Raw genomic sequence first — 21,425 nt, forward strand, 5'->3', positions numbered from 1 at the left:
AGCGAGCGCATTGCAGAACGGGCGGTGATGTCCGCCATGCGCTCAAGCGCCGTGCAGCCCGGCAGTCTCCAGCATAAAGGCCGCCGCTGCGCGACCGATCCGATCGTTGACGGCATCCCAAGCCGGATCCGCAGGAGGCATCTGCACCCAGATGCGCGCATAGCCTTGCACATCCAGCTCGCGCAACATGGCGTAAAGGGCTTGCGCGTAACGCGTGGGATCGGCAGGCACCATGTGCCACTCCAGGCCGTCACCCGCTTCGCCGCGCCAGCCGTAGGCCACCATGGCGATACGCCCGGCGGGCCGGTCGCCGGCACGCAAACGCGCCCAATTGGCCTCGTCGATGAGCTCCAGCTGGGTGTGGGGTGCGTAATGGGCTTTGAGTGTGCCGGATGCCCGTGGTGCTGCGGCATCGGGACGGCTGACGGGCTCGCCCAGCACCCGGGAAATCTGCAAGGCGCTGATATGTCCGGGGCGCAACAGCACGGGACCCACGCCTTGGTCCAGACGCGACAGATCGATAATGGTGGACTCGATGCCCACTTCGGAAGCACCACCATCGAGCACCGGCATGCCGGCGGCGACTTCACGCGGAAACTCGGCACGAACATGATCGGCCCGCGTGGGCGAGACGTGCCCGAATGTATTGGCCGAGGGAGCCGCTACCCCTGCCTTTCCGCCGGGCTTGAGCGCAGCGAACGCACACAAGAGCTTTTGCGCCACCGGATGCGAGGGACAGCGCAGACCAATACTGTCCTGCCCTCCACTGACGGCCTCGGCCACGCCCGGGCGGCGTTTGAGAATCAGTGTGAGCGGGCCGGGCCAAAAGGCTTCGATCAACCGTTGCGCCTGCGCAGGCACGTCAATCGCCCAGTGCCCCAGATCCGCACCCGGCGCCACGTGCACGATGACCGGATGATTGGCCGGCCGGCCCTTGGCGAGGTAGATTCCCGCGACAGCCTCGGCGCTTTCGGCGTCGGCACCCAGGCCATAGACCGTCTCGGTCGGAAACGCCACCAGGCCACCTTCGGCCAAGCGCTGCGCAGCCGCGGCGATCGCGGCCTCAATCATGACCGACATCCGGCAGGCCCAGCGCCCGCGCTACACGCGACGCATCATGATTGGCCTGTTCGAGCGTCTCGCCCAATATGGTCACGTGACCCATCTTGCGGCCAAAGCGTGCGTCATGCTTGCCATAAAGATGCAGTTTGGCGCTGTCAACGGCAAGTGCCTCGTCCCAGGCAGGTTCGCGCGAGATTGACCCTTCATACCAGATGTCGCCCAACAAATTGAGCATGACAGCGGGCCTGAGCAGCGCGGTGCTGCCCAACGGCAGGCCGGCCATGACCCGCGCCTGTTGCTCGAACTGGCTGGTGATGCAGGCGTCCATGCTGTAGTGGCCGCTGTTGTGCGGCCGCGGGGCGATCTCGTTGACGACCAGATCGCCGTTTTGCAGGACGAAGAATTCCACACACAGCACGCCGTGATAATCCAGGCCCTGGGCAATGGTCTGCGCGGCCTCGCGCGCCTGCTGCTGCACCTCGCCGCTCTCCAGGCCGCCCACGGACGACACCGCCAGGATGCCATCGCGATGGACATTGCGCGCAATGGGAAACACCACACTGGTACCATCGAAGCCGCGCGCGATCACGACCGAAATTTCATGGTCCAACGGCAGCAGGGCCTCGAGCACACAGCTCACACCGCCAAATTCGGCGTAAGCCGACAAGGCTTCGGCGCGGTTCGATACCCTCGCCTGGCCTTTGCCGTCATAACCCAGACGGGCCACCTTGAGAATGCCCGGAAAGAGTGCATCGCTGGCCGAGAGCAGATCATCCTTGCTGCCGATGGCAGCGTGAGGGGCGACCGGAATGCCCTGAGCAGCGATGAATGTTTTTTCGGCAATGCGGTCCTGAACCACCGCCACGGCCTCCCCGGACGGGCTGACGCGGCAGCGCGCCGCCAGCATGCGCAGACTGTCGGCCGGCACGTTTTCGAACTCGGTGGTCACGACGGAGCAACGGTCGGCCAACGCCTTCAGACCCTGGGCGTCGTCATAGGCGGCGCGGATATGCATATCGGCCACCATGCCGGCCGGACATTCGTCGGCAGGATCCAGCACGGCCACGCGATAGCCCAGGCTTTGCGCAGCATGGCAGAACATCCGGCCGAGTTGACCGCCGCCAAGCAGACCCAGCCAGGCACCAGGAGCGAGAAAAGTTTTGGATCGAGATTGCGACATGGTCAGGCCCGCAGCTGGCGGGAAAAACTGGGCGCCAGGCGCCCCGGTCAAATAAACGCCGGCGCCTGAAGGCCACCGGCACGGCATTCAAACTGGCAGGCTCATAGCGCGCGCGGCCTCGGTCTGCGCCGCGCGAAAAGCCACCAACTTGGCGTGCAAGTCATCGTCAGTGGTGGCAATGTTGGCAATGGCATGCAAGGCAGCATTGGCCGCGCCTGCCTCGCCAATGGCGAACGTGGCCACCGGCACGCCCTTGGGCATCTGCACGATGGACAGCAAAGAATCCTCGCCGCGCAAATACTTCGAAGGCACGGGTACACCGAAAACCGGCACCTCGGTCAAGGCCGCCATCATGCCGGGCAGATGGGCCGCACCGCCGGCACCGGCGATAATGGCCCGCAGGCCACACGACCGCGCCACAGCGCCGTACTCGGCCATGTCCTGCGGCATGCGATGCGCGGAAATCACCCGCGCCTCGAATGGCACGCCGAAAGATTCGAGTATCGCCACGGCGTTTTTCATGACTTCCCAATCGCTGGAAGAGCCCATGATGACGCCCACCAAAGGCGCGGCGGTGGAGGTGTTCGTAACCGAGGTTTGTGAAGTCATGACCCGCTCAGCGCGCCACCAGGGCGCAGGAGAATAAAGCCAGGCCGGACACGGCCGGCCGCGAAGCCCGCTATTTTACCTGCCCTGCACGGCATGCATGGCGCGGCCGCCTTTTGACAGCCAGCCAGCCCTGGGCCCGGACCCGGCCAGGCAAAGAAAAACGGCGCTGCCGCGCCGTTTGCAGAAAGGGCCGGATCAGGCAATCAGGCGGTCCAGAGCCTCACGGTATTTGGCCGCGGTCTTGGTCAGCACATCGGCCGGCAGGCGCGGAGCGGGAGGCGTCTTGTCCCAGGTCTGGGTTTCCAGCCAATCGCGCACGAACTGCTTGTCGAACGACGGCGGGCTGATGCCTTCGCGATACCCTTCGGCAGGCCAGAAGCGCGACGAGTCGGGCGTGAGCACCTCGTCCATCAGGTGCAACGTGCCCTGGTCATCCAGGCCGAACTCGAACTTCGTATCGGCGATGATGATGCCCTTGGTGGCCGCGAATTTGGCCGCCTCGTCATACAGACGCAAGGTGATGGTGCGGATACGCTCGGCCATCTCCTGGCCAACTTCCTTTACCACGTGCGCGAAATCGACGTTCTCGTCGTGCATTCCGAACTCGGCCTTGGCCGCCGGCGTAAAGATCGGTTCGGGCAGCTTGCTGGCCTGTTGCAGGCCAGCTGGCAGCTTGATTCCGCAGACCGCACCGCTGGCCTGGTAATCCTTCCAGCCCGAGCCAATCAGGTAGCCGCGCGCCACGGCCTCGACGAGGATGGGCTTGAGGCGCTTGACCACGACCGCGCGGCCTTTGACCTGTTCGATCTCGTCGGCAGCGACCACGTCTTCCGGTTTTACGCCGGTGGAGTGGTTGGGCAGAATGTGCGCCAGCTTGTTGAGCCAGAACTCGGTCAGCTCGGTCAGCACCTGGCCTTTGCCCGGAATCGGGTCGTCCAGAATGACGTCGAAGGCGGAAATGCGGTCGGTCGCCACGATCAGCAACTTGTCGTCGCCGACCGCGTACATATCACGCACCTTGCCACGCCCCAGAAGAGGCAGGGACTTGATGCTGGATTCATGCAAAGCGGAAGTCACGGAAATGGGCCTATGGCAGTAAAGATCCCCGTCGGCGGCTGACGGGAGAGGCCGGCTGTTCAGAGCGCGGCCGGCAGGGGCTATAGATTACTGCAAAAGCCCCCATGACCGCTTCCCTGTGCCGGAAAGCGAGAAAGCCCCGCAAGGGGCTTTCCGGTACCTTCAGACTGCCCGCAAGAGGCAGCCCAAGGCCCTTATTGCACAACCTGAGACAGCTTGCCCGACGCGTAGAGCTGAGCCACATCGGCCAGCGACGTGGGCTTGATCTTGCTGCCGTTGCCGGCCGCGCCAAACTCGGTGTAGCGCGCCACGCAGATCGCCTTGGCCGCGGCGCGAGCCGGTTTGAGGTATTCGCGCGGGTCGAATTTCGCGGGATTTTCTGCGAAGAAGCGACGGATCGCGCCGGTCATGGCCAGGCGGATGTCGGTATCGATATTGATCTTGCGCACGCCATACTTGATGGCTTCCTGGATTTCCTCGACGGGCACGCCGTAGGTTTCCTTCATGTCGCCGCCGAACTCGCGAATCTCGGCCAGCAGTTCCTGCGGCACGCTGGAGCTGCCATGCATCACCAGATGGGTGTTGGGCAGGCGAGCGTGGATTTCCTTGATGCGCTGAATCGACAGGATGTCGCCGGTGGGCTTGCGCGTGAACTTGTAGGCGCCGTGGCTGGTGCCGATGGCGATGGCCAGGGCATCGAGCTGCGTCTTGCGCACGAAGTCGGCGGCCTGCTCCGGGTCGGTCAGCAGTTGGTCCATGGTCAATTTGCCATCGGCGCCATGACCGTCTTCCTTGTCACCTTCCATGGTTTCCAGCGAGCCCAGGCAGCCCAGTTCGCCTTCGACCGTCACGCCCAGCTTGTGGGCCATGTCCACGACCTTGCGCGTGACGTCGACGTTGTAGTCGTAGTCAGCGATGGTCTTGCCGTCTTCCTTGAGCGAGCCGTCCATCATGACGCTGGAAAATCCCAGGTTGATGGCGCCCTGACAGATCGCGGGCGATTGACCGTGATCCTGGTGCATGACTACCGGGATGTGCGGATAGGATTCGACAGCAGCCTGGATCAGGTGCTTGAGAAACGTCTCGCCGGCATACTTGCGGGCGCCAGCCGAAGCCTGCATGATCACAGGGCTGTCGGTTTCCGCGGCGGCTTCCATGATGGCCTGGACCTGCTCCAGATTGTTGACGTTGAACGCGGGGATGCCATAACCATGCTCGGCCGCGTGGTCGAGCAATTGGCGCATGGAAACGAGGGCCATAACAAGGACTCCTGAATTCTCGTATTGGTGGATAGATGAAATCCGGCTGAATCGCATGATTTTAGCCGGGGTTTGACTGCCGGTCTTGTCCGAGGCCGACAAGCGGTAACTTGTTGGCACCAGGCGTGCTTGCCGGCTGGCCTCTGCTAGACGAAACTGACAACTTCCTGTCAGGCATAAACGACTATTATCTGTGCTGTTTTATGTCCACCTGCCGGACGCCCTTCCCCCCGGCCGGCCGCGCGTGGGCGCCCGGCCTTCCTCTGTAGTGATCATGGATACAAAAAAACTGACACGCTATATCGGCATCGCAATGGTGCTCGGTGTCGTGGTGGGTTACGTCTGCAACCGCTATGCGCAGGATGCGCAACATGCCAAGGAGATCGCCTCCTATTTCAGCATGGTGACGGATATTTTCCTGCGCCTGATCAAAATGATCATCGCCCCGCTGGTGTTTGCTACCCTGGTATCGGGTCTTGCCAGCATGAGTGACGGCGCCGCCGTAGGGCGCATCGGTTTTCGTGCCATGGTCTGGTTCGTGGCGGCCTCGGCCGCGTCGTTGCTGCTCGGCCTTCTGCTGGTCAACATCTTTCAGCCCGGTGCCAACCTGAATCTGGCCCTGCCTGATGCCACGGCGACCACCGCGCTCAAGACGGGTGACTTCACCCTCAAGGCGTTCATCACGCACGTCTTTCCGCGCAGCGTGGTCGAAGCCATGGCCAACAACGAGATCCTGCAGATCCTGGTGTTCTCGCTGTTTTTCGGCGCCGCGCTGGTATTCGTTCGACGAGGCGGCCATACGACCATCGTCAACATGATCGACGAGCTGGCCCGGGTGATGTTCCGCGTGACCGACTACGTCATGCGCCTCGCTCCGGTGGGCGTGTTCGCTGCCATGGCAGCGGCCATCACCACCGAGGGGCTCGGTGTGCTGGTGAGCTATGGCAAGCTGATCGGTGAGTTCTATCTCGGCCTGGCACTGCTTTGGGCCCTGCTCTTTGGCGTCGGTTACCTCTTTCTGCGCCGCGACGTCTTGCGCCTGGGCGGGCTGATCAAGGAACCCACGCTGCTGGCTTTCTCGACGGCCAGCAGTGAATCGGCCTACCCCAAAACGATTGAAGCGCTCACCCGCTTCGGTGTGCCGCCGCGTATCTCCGGCTTCGTGCTGCCACTGGGCTACTCCTTCAACCTCGACGGTTCGATGATGTACCAGTCTTTCGCGGTGTTGTTCATCGCGCAGGCCTACGACATCCCCATGACCTTCACGCAGCAACTGATGCTCTTGCTGGTCCTCATGGTGACCAGCAAAGGAATGGCAGGTGTCGCGCGGGCCTCGCTGGTGGTCGTGGCGGCGACCTTGCCGATGTTCAATCTGCCGGAAGCCGGCCTGCTGCTCATCATGGGTATCGACCAGTTCTTCGACATGGGCCGCACCGCCACCAACGTGGTCGGCAACAGCCTGGCTACGGCAGTGATCTCCAAACTGGAGGGGGGCCGGGCCACGACTGAAGAAGTGGCCTCGGCCAGCAACGACGACGCCTGATCAGCGCAGCGCCTGGTCGCCGGCATCCGGGATCAGGCGCTTGCCCAGGCTGATGACGTCATCCGGCGTAAAGCCCAGGGCGTGATAGAAATGCTGTACCGCGGCATTGTCGCTCCGCACCAGAAGATTGATCTTGGGGCAGCCGGCCGCGAGCAAGCGCGCCTGCACCGCCTCCATCAAGGCCCGCCCGTAGCCACGCTTCTGGAACAACGGGTCTACCGCCAGATAGTTGACCCAGCCCCGGTGTCCGTCATAGCCCGCCATGACGGTCGCCACCACGCGCTCCTGCGCCTGCCCCTCCAGAAACCACTCCGGCTGCACCGTCAGCTTGCGTTGCACATCTTTGTGCGGGTCATTCCATGGACGCGTCAGCCCGCAATCGCGCCATAGACCGATGACGGCTTGCTCGTCCTGCGGCGCGAAGGGGCGGATGTTCAACGGTGGAAAACTCATGCTTGCACTCCTTAGGGTTGGCTGAAGATCAACGGACCCGACCTTCCCCGTGCTCGCACAAAAAAATGGGCCACGAGGCAATGTCGTGGCCTGGTTCCATCACGGCGCCGGGCGCATGCCGGCGCGCAAGCGCAGCCACTCAACGTCGTTGAGTGGGTCGTCGCAATGCGGCGAAAAAAGACTGTGCTTGGTGATCCATGAGCGCAAGGCTACCCGGGATGGCAGACGCCGGCAAGCCTGGCAACGCGGCGGCCGCCCCCTGCCCACGCGCTGCCTCGACGATGGAAAAAACGGCGCTCTTTCCGCGACCGAGCAACTGACATATTTCTGAACAAAATTCCCTAAAACCCCTTGTTTCAAGGGGTCATCTGACATGGTCCTGAACATCGAAAAGGGCATGTGGTTTTGGCGCACTAGGTACTTACGCGTAGTTAAACCCTTTCCGATAAACCTGAAAGCGGACTGACAGCCCCTCTCTCTAGTATCGCGCCCAGCACCTCCGGCACCACGTCCGGACGAGGTGTGTCAAACAACGAAAGTAGAGGGAGGCCATCCATCATGGCTGAGAGTAAATGCAGCGTCTTTCTTGCGGGAGAACGCACATCATGAACCTGACCAATCGCAGTTTTGTTCGCGGCCTGTTCATCATGCTGATCGCGCTGGTGTTCGGAGGCGCAGCCTTGCGCTACCCGCTTGGCACGTTTAGCCGTTCAGGCCCCGGCCTGTTCCCGCTGATGATCAGCATCATGTTGTTTCTGGTCGGCCTGGCCACGGTGATCCGCGCGCGTTTCGCCGCCCCCGAGCCGCTTAACTACAACTTCAAGAACATCCTCATCATTCTGGTCGCTCTCTGCGGCTTCGTGGTGGTGTCGCACTTTCTCAGCATGCTGCTGGGCATTGCGTTCCTGGTCTTCGTCTCGACGCTGGCTGGCACCTCCTACTCGGTAGTGCGCAACCTGAAGATCTCGGCAGGCCTGATCGCCGTGGCCTTCGGCTTCAAATACCTCCTCGGTCTGAATCTGCCCCTGCTATGACTGAAATCCTGAACAATCTCGCGTTCGGCTTCGAACATGCGCTGACGCTGCAGAACCTGATGTACTGCGCGATCGGCTGCGTCGTGGGCACCCTGATCGGTCTACTGCCGGGCCTCGGTCCGCTGTCGACCATCAGCCTGCTGCTGCCCCTGACATACTCCATCCCCACCGGCGGAGCGCTGATCATGCTCGCCGGCATTTACTACGGCGCGCAGTATGGCGACAGCGTCAGCGCCATCACGATGAAGATCCCACACGCCAGCAGTATCGTGGCGTGTATCGATGGCTATGCCATGAACCTCAAGGGCAAAACCGGTCTGGCCTTGTTCACCGCAGGGGTGTCGAGCTTCATCGGCGGAACCGTGGCCATCATCGTGCTTGCAACCATGGCCCCTGCTCTGGGTGAAGTTGGCCTGCTTTTCGGCCCGGCCGACTATTGCGCGCTGATGCTGTTGGGCTTTTTCTGCGTGAGTTTCGTCAGCGCAGGCAATCTGCTCAACGGCCTGGCCATGGCCATGATCGGCGTTCTGCTGGGGGTGGTCGGCACCGACGTCAACAGCGGCATGCCGCGCTATACCTTGGACCTGGTCTTCCTGCAGGATGGCATCGGCCTGATCAGTATCGCCCTGGGCTGCTTCGGCATCGCGGAAATCGTCAAAAACCTCGACAACCGCAACACGCTCACGCCCTTTAACGGCAAGATCAAGCTCATGCCGACCTGGCCCGAGTTCAAGCGCATCATCCCCAGCGCCCTGCGTGGCAGCGTGATCGGTTCGATACTGGGCATCCTGCCCGGCGGCGGCCCGACCATCGCCCAGTTCGCTGCCTATGCGGCAGACAAGCGCTTCAGCAAGTACCGCCACGAGATCGGCACCGGCGCCATCGAGGGTGTGGCCGGACAGGCCGCGGCCGACGAATCCGCCGCACGCACCTGACCTGCTCCCCGTGATTAGTACGAAATCGATGTAGAGTCCGTTCCCAAAGGAATGGCAATGAAGAAACGATTTACGGAAGAGCAAATCATCGGCGTGCTCAAGGAAGCCGATGCAGGTGCCAAGCCCGCAGAGTTGTGCCGCAAGCACGGAATCTCCGAGGCAACGTACTACAACTGGAAGGCGAAGTTCGGTGGCATGACGGTGTCGGACGCTCAGAGGCTCAAGGAGCTGGAGCAGGAGAACAACAAGCTCAAGAAGCTGTTGGCCGAGTCGATGCTGGACAAGGCGGCGCTTCAGGATCTGCTAAGCCGAAAGTAGTCAGCCCGCAGGCCAAACGCGAGGCGGTCAGGACATTAATGACCGAGCGCAGCATGGGTGTTACCCGGGCCTGTGGGCTGGTAGGAATTTCGCGGTCGCTGTTTGCCTACGAGAGCACACGCTCAGGCGATGCTGCGCTGACCGAGCGCATGAAAGAGATGGCAGTGGCGAAACGACGCTACGGCTATCGGAGGATCCATGTGCTCTTACGTCGCGAAGGCTGGCAAGCAAATCACAAGCGAATCTGGCGGCTGTACAGTCTGGCAGGGTTAAGCGTGCGAAAACGAAAGCGTAAGCGAATCGCGGCGACCGAGCGCGTGGTTCGCCCAGCGGCAATCGCGCCGAATCAGAGTTGGTCAATGGACTTTGTGGCCGACGGCCTAGCCTATGGCCGCCGATTCCGCTGTTTGACTATCGTCGATGACTACACTCGCGAATGCCTGGCCATCGAGGTCGATACGTCGTTGCCGGGACTGCGTGTTGCCATGGTGCTGCAACGGCTGGCGGAGATGCGTGGCCTGCCGCGATCTATTACCGTGGACAACGGGCCAGAGTTCGCCGGAAGAGCCTTGGACGCCTGGGGGCCTACCAAGCAGGCGTAAAGCTGTCGTTTATTCGGCCGGGTAAGCCGGTGGAGAACGCTTATATCGAAAGTTTCAACGGCAAGTTCCGCGACGAATGCCTTAACGAGCACTGGTTCTTGTCCCTGCGACAGGCTAAAAGCTTGATCGAAAACTGGCGAGTCGAGTACAACACCGATCGGCCTCACAGCGCGCTCGGATATTTAACGCCGGCGCAATTCGTGCAGGCTCATCAGAAAGAAGGTCTTTTACCCCTGGGCTCTATGTCGGTGCCGTACTAAATCTGGGGGCAGGTCACACCAGCTTCATTCCCCTCATGGCCATCGGCATTCCCGAAAACGCCGTGATGGCCCTGATGCTGGCAGCCTTCATCGTCAAGGGAATTCAACCCGGCCCCAACATGATTGCCACCCATCCTGATCTGTTCTGGGGTCTGGTAGCCAGCATGTGGGTGGGCAATTGCTTCCTGCTCCTGCTCAACGTGCCGCTGGTGCGTTACTGGTTGTCGGTATTCAAGATCCCGTACACGGTGCTGTTCCCGTCCATTCTGTTTTTCTGCTGCATCGGCACCTACAGCATCAACAACAGCCTGGACGATATCTTCATCACCGCCTTCTTTGGCGCCATCGGCTACATCTTCATGCGTCTGGGCATGGAGCCTGCGCCGCTGATGCTGGAATTCATTCTGGGCCCCATGCTGGAGGAAAACTTCCGTCGCGCCATGTTGCTCAGCCGCGGCGACTTCGGCATTTTCGTGACCCGCCCCATCAGCGGCACGCTGCTAGGCGTCATCGCGTTGATCATCCTGTTCCAGTTCCGCGGCTTTCTGCGCAAACGAAAACAGACGGAGCCACTGCCGAGTCATGCCGACCAGGCCTGATGGCACCTCGCCTGAAGATTCGCCCGGCCTCATGCGCCGGGCGTTTTTTTGCGCGATCGGAAGGGCCCGGATCTCAACCATCGCGGCCGCGACTCGCTGACGATGATACCCAACACAATCAACGCACCGCCCATCAGCGCCAGTGGCGGCAGCCGCTCGCCTGCCAGCCGGCCAAAGGCCGCGGCCCATATGGGCTCGCCGGCATAAATAATGGCCGCGCGCGAGGGCTCCACGGTCTTCTGCGCCCAATTCATGGTGGCCTGGATGGCGGCACTGGCCAATCCCATGCCGGCCGCCAAACCCAGCAGCGGCCAGGAAAACGGCGGTATGGTGGTTTCACCAGCCACAGGCATGAGCATAAAAGCAAACAGCGCAGCAAATGCCAGTTGTGCCACAGTGACCCGGCGCAGATTCACGCGCGGGGCAAAGTGGCTGATCAACACAATTTCGACGGCAATGGCCAATGCGCCAGCCAGCGTCAGCAATTGGCCATAAGAAAACGACAGGCTGAACCCGGTGCCGGCAAAGCACGACAACCCGGCAAATGCACATACCGCACCCGCCAGGCACATCAGATGCGGGCGGCGCCGCCAGAATACCCATTGCAACAAGGGGACCAGGGGCACGTACAACCCTGTCAACAGGCCGGATTCGGAGCTTGGTATGTGGCGCAGGCCCATGGTCTGCAGCCCATAACCCAGCGCGATCATGGATCCAATGCCCGCGCCGGCGATCAGATCCTGCCGGGTCATCCCCGGCAGAATGCGCCATGACAGCACGCCAACGGCCACTGCCGCCGCGGCAAAACGGCAGCCGACGAAAAACAGCGCTCCGCTGTATTGCATCGCCAACTGCACCAAAAGAAAAGTACCGCCCCAGACCATGGTGATGACCACCATGGCAAATTCAGGCAAACGGGAAGATGGTGAGGGCTGAGGTGTACGCATGATGGAGCGCAGTATAGAGAGACGGCAGCCGGCGGTGGCCAGACGATGGTCGCCTTCAGAAGCCTTCGGCCCCGGGATAATCCACCACGGTTTTACCGCCTTGGCGTTCCTGAACGAAAAACACCATGCTGCCGGCAGGCAACCGCCCCTGCGCATGGCGCCACTCGGGTAGCGCATCGGATCCGGCCTGCTGGTACTGGTTATAACAACCAAGACGAACCCGCTCTCGATCCTGCTCCTTGAGTTCGAGCACAAAATCCCCCGTATTTTTCTTGCCGGCCGACAATACTTCCACGGGCGAATACCGGGTATGCGAAAAATGCTCGCGCACGACATCCTTGAAGTAGCTTCGTACCGCCTTCTCGACACGGGCGCGCACAACCGGCGCGTGCGAGGGGGGGTGCCCAACCAGTCGGCGCACAATGCCCTCGGCCTCGCGGCAGACGCGTTGTACGCGGGTCTCCAGATCCTGGCGCAGCCCTCCCATCAGGTGCTCGCGTCGATATTCACCCAGCGCGAGCGCCCCCACGGACAGCATGAGCACCCCCAGGGCGAGGCGCCAGACCCAACCTGCCGGGGCAGCTCCCATCCGGCTGCCGGCCCAAAGGACCAGCAGGACGTGCAGTGCCGCGGCCAGCAAAGCAAACGCCGCAACCCCGAGCGCGCAGGAAACCGGCGAAGAGTTCAGTTTGAGCATCATGATGCCGGGCACGATACGACGCCTGCATGACAGCCCGTGCATGCCGGACGGGCCCCGAACCGACGAACTGATGCGTTTTGACATCAAACCGGGCCGAAACGACGGGGCGCTCAGACAGGCTTAGGGGTTTGTGCTAGGCACATCGTGGTATCCGCGCTACAATTAAAACAGTCCTATCCACTGGGTCTGGTCGGGTTCATCAATAGAGCGTCTTCGCGTTCTCCCCCAGGCCTCGCGGGTTGCGGTTTACCGCCACCCGCTGCGTCTTCCGGCAAGTCCGACTTGCCGCGACCAAGCCGCGCCTGACCGCGCACATTGCCCTCGCGGCGTGAGTACCCGCCTTATCCAGGCCCTTTCGGGGCCGGCCCGTACCCGTGCCAGTTGCGTTGCCTCTGCACCGCACTGCTCTATTGCGCTGGGCGTTTGGCGTATGCCACCGGCATGCGCGCACTGATAAAGGAGTCTATACATGGCGAAAGAAGAACTCATCGAGCTGCAAGGCATCGTCGACGAAGTGCTGCCCGACAGCCGCTACCGCGTCACCCTGGACAACGGCGTTGAAGTCGGCGCTTACGCCTCTGGCCGTATGCGCAAGCACCGCATCCGCATCCTGGCTGGCGACCGCGTCACCCTGGAAATATCGCCGTATGATCTGACCAAAGGGCGCATCAACTTCCGTCACAAAGACGAACGCCCCTCTTCCAGCCCGTCGCGTCCGATGGTGCGCCGCTGATCGTTCGGCACCCGTTGCGCTGAAACGGGAACAGCGCCGCTTCACGGCCTGTTCTGGCGCAATCGCCGTTGCCGCCGGCGTGGGAAAATCGCGGCATGAGTACCCTCAGCCCCCAACCCGCTGAAACGCTGCGCCAGGCCGCCGATCGCCTGGCCCAGGCTCGCCGCGCGCACGAGCATGGCGAGCGCGGCATCGCGCTGCTGATGCAATCGCGCGAGAACTTCATCAACAGCCTGCGGCACACCGGCCTGGACTACGCGCAGGCCAGGATCAAGTTCGACATCTGCCTCGAGCAGCAGTATGAGCTTCACAAGCGCATCGAACGCGAGCTGGAATACGCGCAACGCGTCTATGAGACCTGCGTCAATGGCGAGCGTGTGGCCAGCAACGCCTAGCGTTTATTGGATAAAAATTGCCGGATCGACGCGCGCATCGTTGAGGCTGACATTCCAGTGCAGATGCGGTCCGGTCGCCCGCCCCGTGGCACCCACCTTGCCCACCAAGGCACCGCGCGCGACCTCCTCACCCAGTTCGACGTCGATGGCCGACAAATGGGCAAACATGCTGATCGGCCCTTGTCCGTGATCGATGAACAGCGTCTTGCCATTGAAAAAATAATCCCCTACCAGCACCACCTTGCCCGCTGCCGGTGCCCTGATGGGCGTGCCGGCCGGCACTGCAAAGTCCAGCCCCGAATGAGGGTTGCGCTCCTGGCCGTTGAAAAACCGCCTCAACCCGAATGGGCTGGACAGACGGCCGCCCCGCACAGGACGATCCAGGATGACATTGCTGGGCGTGACATCGGCACGGAACGCGGCATACGCGGCATTCTGCGCGGCCAACTCCCGCTCGATGCGTTTGAGGTCCTGCGGATCGGGGTTGACCTGACGCCGGTTCTTGAGCGTGATGTGCTGCGCGGCATACTCTTTGCCGCGCACGGCAAAGGCCAGTTCACGCGCGGCGCCGTTTTGGGTGACCGACAGCTTCTGCTGCCCCACGGGCACTTTCAAGCTCAGGCCAACCACGGCCACCCAGCGCGTGTCACTGTCACGCACCACCAGCACCGGGCGAGCCTGAAAGGTAGCCGCCGGGGCCTTGCCCGCGACACCCAGGTCGACGACGGCCACGCCACCCGGCACAGGCTGGTTGAGACTGCGGGCAATATAACCCCGCGTCTGGGCAAGCACGGCAGCCATCGGCCATGCCGAAACGGCCAAGCCTGCAAGCAAGAGCGCGCGCCGTCTCACAGGCAAAGATTGGCCGATTCGACCAAGGGCTGCGAACGCTGCGGCAGACGCGAAGCCAGCTTCACGTCCGTCTTGCCACGATAGGTGCTGGCGCTGAGCACCGCCTCAACACCCAGCGAGCCATCGACCACTAGCTCCAGCCCGTCGCGCAGTGGTTGCTGGGTGAAATTGACCCCCATCCCTTTCCAGGCCGCACTCACACACTCGGTATATTGCTGGGCACTGCGTTGGGTGGAGCCATAGAACAACGGATCGAGCGACCGGATATTCTGGGCGGTCACGCAGGCGGCCAAGGGTGCGGCCAGCGCGACGATGAAGGCGATACGAAGGGTCATTAGCGATTCCAGACAGCGAGAAACTGCGCCCAACTATACCGCAGGGCCCGGATTCAACCTCGGGCGGGTCGCAACGCGGACTTGGGCCGAAACGCTTTGACGATGGCCTCGCGCGTCTCGATATACGGCCCGCCTATGAGGTCTATACAATAAGGCACCGCCGCAAATATGCCCGGCACCCGGGCCGAACCATCGTCGTTGCGCAAGCCTTCCAGTGTCTCGCGGATAGCCTTGGGCTGACCCGGCAGGTTCAGGATCAAGGCCGCATGACCGGCGCTCTCGCGCAACACGCCCACTTGCCTCGACAGAATGGCCGTGGGTACGAACTGCAGGCTGATCTGGCGCATTTGCTCCCCGAAACCGGGCATCTGGCGCGTCGCCACGTCCAGCGTGGCTTCGGGCGTGACATCGCGCCGCGACGGCCCCGTGCCGCCGGTGGTGAGAACCAGGTCGCAACCGGCCTGATCCACCAGCGCAACCAGCGCCGAGGCAATGGCCTCGCGCTCGTCCGGCACCAGTTGCTCGACCGCCTGCCAGGGCGAGACCAGCGCCTGACCCAGCCAGTCGCGCAGCGCGGGCAGACCTTGATCGGCATACACCCCGGCGCTTGCCCGATCGGAGACCGAAACCAGTCCAACAATCAGCTCGTCGGGGTGATTACGGCGAATGGGGGACATAGTTACGGACATCATGGATGGCGGCTCCAACGTAGGCGTGAGGGCTTGGCCCAAAAACAAAATGCTACCGCAAGGCTCACCGGCTCAGGGACGAGTCACAAATCTGCAATAATCTCGGGACTCCACATCGGCTCGCACCCATGCTCGATCTCTTCTCCGGCCTGGACCTCTGGGTAGGTCTCAGCCTAGTCCTGGCCCTCGCTTTCGTTCTCGCTTTCGAATTCATCAACGGTTTTCACGATACGGCCAACGCGGTGGCCACCGTCATCTACACCAAGGCCATGCCGCCGCATCTGGCCGTCGTACTTTCCGGTTCCTTCAACTTTCTGGGCGTGCTGCTCGGTGGCGTAGGGGTGGCGTATGCCATCGTGTACCTATTGCCGGTCGAGCTGCTCATCAACGTCGACACCGGCCGCGGCCTGGTCATGGTGTACGCAATGCTGGCTGCCGCCATCGCCTGGAACCTCGGCACCTGGTATTTCGGCATTCCTGCCTCCAGTTCGCATACCCTGATCGGGTCCATCCTTGGCGTGGGATTGGCCAATGCGCTACTGACCGACCTGCCGCTGAGTGCAGGAGTGAACTGGGGCAAAGCCATCGACATCGGGTTGTCGCTGTTGGTTTCGCCTATCGCCGGCTTTGTCATCGCCGGTGGCGTCCTGTTGCTGCTCAAACGGTTTTTCCCGTTATCGAAAATGCACAAGACGCCGGAACAACGTCGCGCCCTCGACGCCAAGAAACACCCCCCTTTCTGGAACCGGCTGGTGTTGGTGCTTTCGGCCATGGGCGTGAGCTTCGTGCATGGCTCCAATGATGGGCAGAAAGGCATCGGATTGATCATGCTGGTGCTCATCGGCATCGTGCCGGCGAAGTTCGTGCTGGACGTCAACGCCACCACCTACCAGATCGACCGCACCCGCGATGCCGCCTCCCACTTGTCGGCCTTCTATGAGCGCAACGCCCCCACGTTGGGCGACTATCTTGCCTTGTCGCGAGGCGGCAAGGGCAGCGACCTGCCGGCCAACTTCCGCTGTGACCCTCAACTGACCACGGCCACCATAGACGCGCTGCAGACCCGCCTCCAAGGCGTGCACAACTACAACGAACTGGCTCCAGACAGCCGCGTAGCCGTTCGCCGCTATCTGCTCTGTCTGGACGACACCGCCAAGAAAGTGCTTGCGCAGCAAAATCTCGATACGCGCGAACGCACCGATTTGCAGCGCCTACGCGCCGATCTCACCGCCACGACCGAGTACGCCCCATTGTGGGTGATCGTGGCCGTCGCCCTGGCGCTGGGGATAGGCACCATGGTGGGATGGCGGCGTGTGGTGCATACCGTCGGTGAAAAAATCGGCAAGCAAGGTATGACCTACGCTCAGGGGATGTCAGCGCAACTTACCGCGGTGGGTGCCATCGGGCTGGCCAATGTCTTCAGCCTGCCCGTGTCGACCACGCATGTGTTGTCTTCCGACGTGGCCGGGACCATGGTCGCCAACCGCAGCGGCCTGCATGGCAGCACGGTGCGCAACATTCTGTTGGCCTGGGTGTTGACTCTGCCGACCTCGATGCTGCTGGCAGCCGGACTGTATTGGCTGGACCTGAAGATCATCGGCTGACGCGCACGAGCGCCACGGGCCAGCCAACGCGGCTGGGGCCCGCTGCGGCGCCACCGAAAGGCGGTCAGCCGAGCCCCGCCAGCACGCCGCCGTAGACAAGCAGCCCGGCAATAACGGCCACGCCGCTGTTGCCGGCCAGCCGGGCGGTCAAGGCTGTCGCTGCCAGACCCGCCATATAGGGAGCCAGATCGGCGACGCGCTGTTCCCCCCAGAGGTCCGGCACGATCACGGCGGCGGCTATCGCGGCCAATAACGCCGGGCCCAGGGCAGACAATCTTGACCCCTCTTCGGTGAGTTTACGCAGCAGCCGGTTGCGCGCCGACAGCATGAACGGCAGCCCGCGCGTCAAATAGGTGATGACGGCCATCGCCAGCACCGCCACCCAGAATTGCAACCCACCGCTCATGCTTTTTCCTTGCGAAAGCACAGGCAACCGGCCAGTGCGCCAAGCAAAATACCCAGGGTGCCAAAGCCCCCCGCCGTCAAGAGCGCGCTGACGCCGAAACCGGCCAACAGCGGCCGCAGCAGGCCGCGCTTGGCGGTTTGACATACGAGAGCAAGAAAGAGCGCCGGCAGGGCAAAACGCATGACTCGCGACAGCACCGGATAGTGCTGCTCCAGGCCGTCGCCGGCATACACGCCGACGGCCGTACCCGCGATCCATGTCAACCAGGCTGCCAGCCCCAGCGCCGCCATCCAGCGCCCGCGCTGCGCGGGCGAAACCTCTGCGAGCTGATGCAGTGCCGTGGCGAAGACTTCGTCGGTCAACAGAAACGCCAACCGCAGCCGCGTACGCAGTGACGGCGGCAACAGCCGGGCCAGGATGGGACCATAGAGCAAATGCCGTGCGTTGAGCACCGAGCACAGGGCCACCACCCATATCCAGGGCGTGCCCGCCTTGATGGACGCCAGCAGCAGAAACTGGCTTGCGCCGGCATACACCAGCGTCGATATCAGGATGACTTGGTAAGGTGCCAGACCGACCCCGGACGCCGCAATACCAAAGGCCACCGCCACAGGAAAGTAGCCGATCATCACAGGCACGCAGGCTCGCAGACCTGCCTGCGTGCCTGCGGGCACGGCTAAGACATCGCGTTTCATGGGTTCACAGCTTGTGTAAACCCCTTATTGTAAAGAGTGGCCGAACCTGTCGGACCCTTATCGGCTCAGGCCAAGCGCGCGCATTTGCCCTTTGAGACGGCGGATTTCCTGCTCCATGTCCAGAATGAGCGCTGCCGCGTCGAGTCCCGCGCCAAAGTCGCGCTCCAGACGCCGCGCGCCCAGGGCACGGCTCAGATCGGCGCTCTCGAAACGCCAGGCCGCGGGGTGACTGCCGTGCGCGGCAACGATCCCCACTTCGACCAGGCGGACGACCCAATCGATCTCCGCCTGGCAGGCGCGAGCCAACTCCTCGGCGGTCAGCGGATCAGTAGGGCAGATGACGGTGGTGTGCGTGATGGTGACGGATTTCATCTTCAAACCCCCAGATGGCGACGCGGATTGAACGGCAGTTGTTCAGCCAGCGTTTTATAGGCCTGGCGTGCCGCCTCCGTGTCGGCAGGCGGCAGCGCCAGCTCAAGCACCAGATAGAGATCGCCCGGCGGATTGCCTGGGATTCCGCGGCCGCGCAGCCGCAACTTGCGGCCACTTTTCGAACCGGCGGGCACAGACACTTCCAACTGGCCACCCGGCGTAGGGATCTGGATGGAAGCGCCCAGCGCGGCTTCCCAGGGGGTGATAGGCAGCTCCATGTACAGATCGCGACCCTCGGCGCGATACCGATCGTGGGCCCGAAAGCGGATTTCCAGATAAAGATCGCCCGCTTCGCCCCCGCCATAGCCGGGCATGCCCTGCCCGGTCAAGCGTATGAACTGTCCTTCCCGAACCCCGGCAGGGATATTCACGCTGAGCGTGCGGGTATGAATCTGCGGCTGGCCCTGGGCGTCGGCCTGCATGGAACGCAGGCTGATCTCACGCGTGGCGCCGCCCAGCGCATCGTCGATGTCGACCTCGATGGCAGCGTGCTGGTCCTGCCCGCGCGCGCGGAAATTCTCCTGGCGGGCGCGGTTGCGTTGCTGGCCGCCGAACAGTGCCGAGAAGAAGCCGCTGAACCGACCGTCGCCGTCGCCTTCGCCGGGCTGGTAATGAAACTCGAACCCCTGGTCCCAGCCTGGCGGCGGCTCAAACCCGCCATCGGGCGACACGCCTGCGGCCAGGTTGTCGTAGGCTTGTCGCTTCTCCTTGTCGCGCAGAACGTCGTAGGCTTCGTTGACCTCGCGCATGCGGGTCTCGGTGTCCGCTTCTTTGCTGACGTCGGGATGATACTTGCGTGCGAGCTTGCGATAGGCGCGGCGAATGTCGTCTTCGGAGGCGGAGCTCTCCACGCCGAGAATCTTGTAGTAGTCCTTGAACTCCATATTCCGGCTCTCTTCCATGAGTGAGTGCCACAGGGCCATGCCCGGTGGGGATCAACAGCCGGCACCGGCCAGCCGCGCTTGGCGCGGGCGTCGGCACGCAAGCCGTGCAATTTCTACAAGATAGGGGTTATGCCGTGAATTTTCAATCGCCACGGAGGCTGCGGCGGCGCACGGCATAATCACGGATCGTCATCAACACCGAGTCAGAGACTGCCGTGACCGTCATCACCCAAGCCAATTTACAGGACCCCAGCCATGCGCAGGCTGTGCTGGACTTGCTGGATGAATACGCCCGTGACCCCATGGGGGGCTCGCAACCGCTACCTGCGTATACCCGGTCAAACCTCATTGGCGCGTTGGCGCGCCGCCCAGGCACGCACGTGCTCCTGGCCTGGTCACAAGAGCAGCCCGCGGGGCTGGCTATCACCTTCGAAGGCTTTTCGACCTTTGCCTGCCGCCCTCTGCTGAATCTGCACGACTTCATGGTCTCGGCCCGCTTCAGAGGCCAGGGCGTCGGCCGCAAACTACTGTCTGCGCTGGACGACCTGGCGCGCGAGCTGGGGTGCTGCAAGATTACGCTGGAAGTGCTGCAAGGCAACGAACCCGCCCGCGCGCTCTATAGCCAGGCCGGCTACGAAGGCTACACCCTGGACGAAACCACCGGCCAGGCTCAGTTCTGGCAAAAGAAACTGGCCTGAACCCACCGCAGATCTGGAGCTCAATCATGAAGCTGCAAGACATCCCTTTTGGCGTGACCGACTGGAGCGAGGTGCCTGTCACCGAACACCCGGGCGACACTGGCAAGGCGCTTTGGCGCACGTGTCAGTTCGGCGACATCCGGGTCCGCATGGTGGAGTACACGCCCGGTTACCTGGCCGATCACTGGTGTCACAAAGGCCATATCCTGTTCTGCCTCGAGGGCGAGCTGCACACCGAACTGGAAGATGGTCGGCGCTTCATCCTGACTCCCGGCACAAGCTATCAGGTAGCCGACCAGGCCGAAGCCCATCGCTCATCCACCCCAGTCGGGGCCCGCCTTTTCATTGTTGATTGAGGCCACCACGCCACAGGCCCGGTGACCCGGCGTAGCGCTTGCGCTACGCTTGGAGAGCAGACGCACTGCGCTGTCGGAGATCTCTGTTGAACCCTGCACTGACCCTTTACCTCGATTCCAATTTTCTCAGTCCCTATGCCATGTCGGCGCACGTGGGCCTGCAGGAAAAAGGCCTGCCCTTCGAAGTCCGTCTGGTCGACCTGGACGCCCGTGAACAATTCATGGCGCCCTATACCCAACGGGCACCTACCTGCCGCGTCCCGGCCCTGTCGCACGACGGCTTTCATCTGACCGAGTCCAGCGCCATCCTCGAATACCTCGAAGAGTGCTTCCCGGCGCCGGAATATGTGGCGCTCTACCCGGCCGATGTACGCCTGCGCGCCCGCGCGCGGCAGTTGCAGGCCTGGCTGCGCAGCGACCTGATGGCATTGCGGCAAGAGCGCAGCACGATTGCGGTCTTCCACAGCGAAGCCGATGCGTCCCTGAGCGATGCCGCCATGCCCGCCATGGCCAAGCTGCTGCGGGTGGCTGAGTTGCTGCTCAAACCGGGACAGACTAATTTGTTCGACACCTGGTCTATTGCGGACACCGAATTGGCGGTGATGCTCAAGCGCCTGCGGCGAGCTGAACTGCCTGATTGGCTTGCCGCCTACGCCGACCTCCAATGGCAAAGGCCAGCCGTGCAACGCTGGCTGCGGCACAATCAGGAGGCGCGCAGTTAGGCGGCCTTGGGCCAGGCGACAGCCTGTCCGCACTGGCCACCCCGGC

At 62.6% G+C, this 21,425-nt stretch carries 23 protein-coding genes and 3 pseudogenes; 11 read left to right on the top strand and 15 right to left on the bottom strand.

The features are described 5' to 3' along the window. Nucleotides 1-42: 42 nt before the first annotated feature. The 5 genes from LK440_RS09100 to fba all read right to left on the bottom strand — a co-directional run bounded on the left by LK440_RS09100 (nucleotide 43) and on the right by fba (nucleotide 5,187). Nucleotides 43-1,071 carry an L-threonylcarbamoyladenylate synthase gene (locus LK440_RS09100; RefSeq protein WP_005013463.1) on the bottom strand — a complete coding sequence of 343 codons (1,029 nt, stop codon included), beginning with the start codon at nucleotides 1,069-1,071 and terminating at the stop codon, nucleotides 43-45. Then, the gene (locus tag LK440_RS09105; protein WP_025341415.1) at nucleotides 1,064-2,242 is read right to left on the bottom strand and encodes a 5-(carboxyamino)imidazole ribonucleotide synthase; all 1,179 of its coding nucleotides are present in this window, start codon (nucleotides 2,240-2,242) and stop codon (nucleotides 1,064-1,066) included. Before LK440_RS09105 ends, LK440_RS09100 begins: the two co-directional genes overlap by 8 nt. Before the next feature lie 87 nt (nucleotides 2,243-2,329). Next, nucleotides 2,330-2,851 carry a 5-(carboxyamino)imidazole ribonucleotide mutase gene (gene purE, locus LK440_RS09110; RefSeq protein WP_005013461.1) on the bottom strand — a complete coding sequence of 174 codons (522 nt, stop codon included), beginning with the start codon at nucleotides 2,849-2,851 and terminating at the stop codon, nucleotides 2,330-2,332. Between the two features lie 195 nt (nucleotides 2,852-3,046). After that, nucleotides 3,047-3,928, bottom strand: a complete 882-nt coding sequence (locus tag LK440_RS09115; RefSeq protein ID WP_005013460.1) for a phosphoribosylaminoimidazolesuccinocarboxamide synthase — start codon at nucleotides 3,926-3,928, stop codon at nucleotides 3,047-3,049. A gap of 194 nt (nucleotides 3,929-4,122) precedes the next feature. After that, on the bottom strand, nucleotides 4,123-5,187 hold the full coding sequence (gene fba / locus LK440_RS09120) for a class II fructose-bisphosphate aldolase (protein ID WP_005013459.1): 1,065 nt from the start codon (nucleotides 5,185-5,187) through the stop codon (nucleotides 4,123-4,125). A 274-nt stretch (nucleotides 5,188-5,461) separates the two neighbouring features. On the opposite strand from fba, the gene LK440_RS09125 reads away from it, so the two are divergent. Beyond that, complete coding sequence (locus LK440_RS09125; protein WP_005013455.1) at nucleotides 5,462-6,730, top strand: dicarboxylate/amino acid:cation symporter; 1,269 nt, start codon at nucleotides 5,462-5,464, stop codon at nucleotides 6,728-6,730. Here the strand turns inward: LK440_RS09125 and LK440_RS09130 are convergent, their stop codons facing one another. Then, a complete protein-coding gene (locus LK440_RS09130; protein ID WP_005013453.1) occupies nucleotides 6,731-7,183 on the bottom strand; it encodes a GNAT family acetyltransferase in 453 nt (150 codons plus the stop codon). A 605-nt stretch (nucleotides 7,184-7,788) separates the two neighbouring features. Here LK440_RS09130 and LK440_RS09135 point away from each other — a divergent pair. From LK440_RS09135 to LK440_RS09150, 4 genes and pseudogenes are all read left to right on the top strand, one after another. Further along, nucleotides 7,789-8,217 carry a tripartite tricarboxylate transporter TctB family protein gene (locus LK440_RS09135; protein WP_005013452.1) on the top strand — a complete coding sequence of 143 codons (429 nt, stop codon included), beginning with the start codon at nucleotides 7,789-7,791 and terminating at the stop codon, nucleotides 8,215-8,217. Beyond that, a pseudogene (locus LK440_RS09140) lies at nucleotides 8,214-9,149 on the top strand (tripartite tricarboxylate transporter permease); the annotation flags it as partial. The gene LK440_RS09135 and the pseudogene LK440_RS09140, both read left to right, overlap by 4 nt. 60 nt (nucleotides 9,150-9,209) lie before the next feature. Next, nucleotides 9,210-10,332, top strand: a pseudogene (locus tag LK440_RS09145) (IS3 family transposase). Nucleotides 10,333-10,340: 8 nt separating this feature from the next. After that, nucleotides 10,341-10,931: pseudogene (locus LK440_RS09150) on the top strand (tripartite tricarboxylate transporter permease); the annotation flags it as partial. 29 nt (nucleotides 10,932-10,960) lie between these two features. Here LK440_RS09150 and LK440_RS09155 read toward each other — a convergent pair. Beyond that, the gene (locus LK440_RS09155; protein WP_005013445.1) at nucleotides 10,961-11,830 is read right to left on the bottom strand and encodes a DMT family transporter; all 870 of its coding nucleotides are present in this window, start codon (nucleotides 11,828-11,830) and stop codon (nucleotides 10,961-10,963) included. A 103-nt stretch (nucleotides 11,831-11,933) separates the two neighbouring features. Then, nucleotides 11,934-12,662 carry a hypothetical protein gene (locus LK440_RS09160; RefSeq protein WP_131285597.1) on the bottom strand — a complete coding sequence of 243 codons (729 nt, stop codon included), beginning with the start codon at nucleotides 12,660-12,662 and terminating at the stop codon, nucleotides 11,934-11,936. A 385-nt stretch (nucleotides 12,663-13,047) separates the two neighbouring features. Here LK440_RS09160 and infA point away from each other — a divergent pair, with 385 nt between their 5' ends. Continuing rightward, nucleotides 13,048-13,311, top strand: coding sequence for a translation initiation factor IF-1 (gene infA / locus LK440_RS09165; protein WP_005013441.1), 264 nt, complete (start codon nucleotides 13,048-13,050; stop codon nucleotides 13,309-13,311). A 95-nt stretch (nucleotides 13,312-13,406) separates the two neighbouring features. Next, nucleotides 13,407-13,706, top strand: a complete 300-nt coding sequence (locus LK440_RS09170; protein ID WP_005013440.1) for a hypothetical protein — start codon at nucleotides 13,407-13,409, stop codon at nucleotides 13,704-13,706. Nucleotides 13,707-13,709: 3 nt separating this feature from the next. Here LK440_RS09170 and LK440_RS09175 read toward each other — a convergent pair whose 3' ends face one another. The 3 genes from LK440_RS09175 to mog are packed head-to-tail and all read right to left on the bottom strand — an operon-like array spanning nucleotide 13,710 to nucleotide 15,585. Then, nucleotides 13,710-14,558: a peptidoglycan DD-metalloendopeptidase family protein gene (locus tag LK440_RS09175; RefSeq protein ID WP_025341408.1), complete on the bottom strand. Its 849-nt coding sequence runs from the start codon at nucleotides 14,556-14,558 to the stop codon at nucleotides 13,710-13,712. After that, nucleotides 14,555-14,893, bottom strand: a complete 339-nt coding sequence (locus LK440_RS09180; RefSeq protein ID WP_005013435.1) for a hypothetical protein — start codon at nucleotides 14,891-14,893, stop codon at nucleotides 14,555-14,557. Before LK440_RS09180 ends, LK440_RS09175 begins: the two co-directional genes overlap by 4 nt. A gap of 53 nt (nucleotides 14,894-14,946) precedes the next feature. Next, nucleotides 14,947-15,585: a molybdopterin adenylyltransferase gene (gene mog, locus LK440_RS09185; RefSeq protein ID WP_370510752.1), complete on the bottom strand. Its 639-nt coding sequence runs from the start codon at nucleotides 15,583-15,585 to the stop codon at nucleotides 14,947-14,949. Nucleotides 15,586-15,710: 125 nt separating this feature from the next. Here mog and LK440_RS09190 point away from each other — a divergent pair, with 125 nt between their 5' ends. Next, a complete protein-coding gene (locus tag LK440_RS09190) occupies nucleotides 15,711-17,186 on the top strand; it encodes an inorganic phosphate transporter (protein WP_005013431.1) in 1,476 nt (491 codons plus the stop codon). A 64-nt stretch (nucleotides 17,187-17,250) separates the two neighbouring features. On the opposite strand, the gene LK440_RS09195 is transcribed toward LK440_RS09190, so the two are convergent. From LK440_RS09195 to LK440_RS09210, 4 genes are read right to left on the bottom strand one after another with little or no spacing between them, the layout of a single operon-like run. Then, nucleotides 17,251-17,592, bottom strand: coding sequence for an AzlD domain-containing protein (locus LK440_RS09195; RefSeq protein WP_005013429.1), 342 nt, complete (start codon nucleotides 17,590-17,592; stop codon nucleotides 17,251-17,253). Then, the gene (locus LK440_RS09200; RefSeq protein WP_005013426.1) at nucleotides 17,589-18,287 is read right to left on the bottom strand and encodes an AzlC family ABC transporter permease; all 699 of its coding nucleotides are present in this window, start codon (nucleotides 18,285-18,287) and stop codon (nucleotides 17,589-17,591) included. Before LK440_RS09200 ends, LK440_RS09195 begins: the two co-directional genes overlap by 4 nt. Nucleotides 18,288-18,344: 57 nt before the next feature. Continuing rightward, complete coding sequence (locus tag LK440_RS09205; RefSeq protein ID WP_005013425.1) at nucleotides 18,345-18,659, bottom strand: chaperone modulator CbpM; 315 nt, start codon at nucleotides 18,657-18,659, stop codon at nucleotides 18,345-18,347. Nucleotides 18,660-18,661: 2 nt separating this feature from the next. Continuing rightward, nucleotides 18,662-19,603, bottom strand: a complete 942-nt coding sequence (locus tag LK440_RS09210; RefSeq protein WP_005013423.1) for a DnaJ C-terminal domain-containing protein — start codon at nucleotides 19,601-19,603, stop codon at nucleotides 18,662-18,664. A 215-nt stretch (nucleotides 19,604-19,818) separates the two neighbouring features. Here LK440_RS09210 and LK440_RS09215 point away from each other — a divergent pair, with 215 nt between their 5' ends. The 3 genes from LK440_RS09215 to yfcF all read left to right on the top strand — a co-directional run bounded on the left by LK440_RS09215 (nucleotide 19,819) and on the right by yfcF (nucleotide 21,379). Beyond that, a complete protein-coding gene (locus LK440_RS09215) occupies nucleotides 19,819-20,301 on the top strand; it encodes a GNAT family N-acetyltransferase (RefSeq protein WP_005013421.1) in 483 nt (160 codons plus the stop codon). Between the two features lie 26 nt (nucleotides 20,302-20,327). Continuing rightward, complete coding sequence (locus tag LK440_RS09220) at nucleotides 20,328-20,657, top strand: DHCW motif cupin fold protein (RefSeq protein WP_005013420.1); 330 nt, start codon at nucleotides 20,328-20,330, stop codon at nucleotides 20,655-20,657. A gap of 86 nt (nucleotides 20,658-20,743) precedes the next feature. Beyond that, on the top strand, nucleotides 20,744-21,379 hold the full coding sequence (gene yfcF, locus LK440_RS09225; protein WP_005013412.1) for a glutathione transferase: 636 nt from the start codon (nucleotides 20,744-20,746) through the stop codon (nucleotides 21,377-21,379). Nucleotides 21,380-21,425 lie beyond the last annotated feature (46 nt).

The organism is Bordetella holmesii, assembly GCF_020735985.1.
In the GTDB taxonomy this organism is placed as follows: domain Bacteria; phylum Pseudomonadota; class Gammaproteobacteria; order Burkholderiales; family Burkholderiaceae_B; genus Bordetella; species Bordetella holmesii.